1 protein-coding gene and 1 pseudogene are annotated in these 2161 nt (G+C 62.9%); one reads left to right on the top strand and one right to left on the bottom strand.

What is annotated here, in order from left to right:
- Position 1: 1 nt before the first annotated feature.
- On the top strand, positions 2 to 1186 hold the full coding sequence (locus tag VNT00_RS12310; RefSeq protein ID WP_325587868.1) for an ABC transporter substrate-binding protein: 1185 nt from the start codon (positions 2 to 4) through the stop codon (positions 1184 to 1186).
- A gap of 71 nt (positions 1187 to 1257) precedes the next feature.
- Here VNT00_RS12310 and VNT00_RS12305 read toward each other — a convergent pair.
- Positions 1258 to 2161: pseudogene (locus VNT00_RS12305) on the bottom strand (excinuclease ABC subunit UvrA); the annotation flags it as partial.

Genomic DNA, 2161 nt, shown 5'->3' with positions numbered 1-2161 from the left:
AATGAAACGCATCATCAAGACGGCCCTTGCGGCAGCATGCCTGGCAACCGCCGCGACCAGCCTGGTTGCCGCGCCCGCCTCGGCGGCCGAGCCCTTCAAGATCGGGCTCATCGTTCCCATGACCGGCCCCTTCGCCTCCACTGGCAAGCAAATCGATGCGGCGGTCAGGCTTTACATGCAGCAGCACGGCGACGTGGTCGACGGCCGCAAGATCCAGGTCATCCTGCGCGACGACGGCGGCCTGCAGCCTGAAAACACCAAGCGCATCGCCCAGGAAATGGTCATCCAGGACAAGGTCAACGTGCTGGCCGGCTTCGGCCTGACCCCCCTGGCCTTCGCCGCCGCCCCGGTGGCCACCCAGGCCAAGGTGCCCATGGTGGTCATGGCCGCGGCCACGTCGTCCGTCATCAAGAAGTCGCCCTATATTGTGCGGACTTCTCAAACGCTGCCTCAAATCACGACCCCTCTGGCCGATTGGGCCGCAAAGAATCCCAAGATCAAGACTGCCATCACCCTGATCAGCGACTACGGTCCCGGTCATGATGCTGAGAAATTTTTCATCAAGAACTTTACCGATGGAGGCGGTAAAGTTCTTGAGAGCATCCGCGTCCCGCTGCAAAACCCCGACTTCGCGCCGTTCCTGCAGCGCGTGAAAGACGCCAAGCCCGATGCCGTGTTCGTCTTCGTGCCCTCCGGCCCCGGCGCCGCCCTGATGAAGCAGTTCAAGGAAAAAGGCCTGGCCCAGGCCGGCATCCAACTTATCGGGGCAGGCGATTTGCTTGATGACGATCTGTTGCCGGCCATGGGCGACGAAGCGCTGGGTGTCGTGACTTCGCAACCCTATTCCGCCGCCCACGATTCGCCGGAGAACAAAGCTTATGTCGCTGCATTCAAAAAAATGACCAACGACAAAATGCGCCCAAATTTGATGGCTATGGGCGGCTATGACGGCATGCATCTCATCTATGCCGCTCTCAAGAAAGCCGGCCCCAACGCCACGGGTGACCAGCTTCTGGCGACCATGAAGGGCATGAGCTGGGTCAGCCCGCGCGGGCCGGTCACCATTGATCCGCAAACCCGCGACATCATCCAGAACGTGTATATCCGCAAAGCCGAAAAGGTCAACGGCCAGATCTACAACGTCGAGTTCGAAACCATCCCCAACGTCAAGGACCCAGCTGCGTAGGGGAATTTGCCAGACTGGCTGCGGGGGAGCTCCGGCGTGAACTAAGGCCGCGAACCCGGCAGCTCGCGGGGCTAGCTCTCCAGCAGCGGCTTCAAATACCTGCCCGTGTAGCTTTGCGGGCAGGCGGCGATGTCCTCCGGCGTGCCCTGGGCCACGATCTCGCCGCCGCCGTTGCCGCCCTCGGGCCCCATGTCCACCACCCAGTCGGCGGTCTTGATGACGTCCAGGTTGTGTTCGATGATGACCACGGTATTGCCCGCATCCACCAGCTGGCGCAGGACTTCCAGCAGCAGCGAGATATCCTGGAAGTGCAGGCCGGTGGTGGGTTCGTCCAGGATGTAAAGCGTGCGGCCGGTGCTGCGCTTGGACAGCTCCTGCGAGAGCTTCACGCGCTGCGCTTCGCCGCCCGACAGGGTGGTGGCGCTTTGCCCCAGGCGTATGTACGACAGGCCCACGTCCATCAGGGTCTTGAGCTTGCGCGCCACCGAGGGCACGGGCTCGAAGTAGGCCAGCGCCTGCTCCACGGTCAAATCCAGCACTTCGCTGACGTTGCGGCCGCGATAGCGGATTTCCAGCGTTTCGCGGTTGTAGCGCTTGCCGCCGCAGACGTCGCAGGGCACGTACATATCCGGCAGGAAATGCATTTCCACCTTGACCACGCCGTCGCCCTGGCAGGCTTCGCAGCGCCCGCCCTTTACATTGAACGAGAAGCGCCCGGGGTCGTAGCCGCGCGTGCGCGACTCCGGTACGCCGGCGAACAGTTCGCGTATGGGCGTGAACATGCCGGTATAGGTGGCGGGGTTGCTGCGCGGCGTACGCCCTATGGGGCTTTGGTCGACATTGATGATCTTGTCGAAATGCGACAGGCCGTCCAGCGACTCGAAGGGCGCCGGTTCGGCCTGGGCGCGGTGCAGTTCGTGCGCGACGGCGGTGGCCAGCGTGTCGTTGATCAGGGTGGATTTGCCCGAGCCCGAG

The sequence above is a fragment of the Eoetvoesiella sp. genome (assembly GCF_035555955.1).
GTDB lineage: Bacteria > Pseudomonadota > Gammaproteobacteria > Burkholderiales > Burkholderiaceae_B > Eoetvoesia.
Note: the sequence above shows the minus strand (reverse complement) of the source record. Positions and strands in the feature narration are given on the sequence as shown.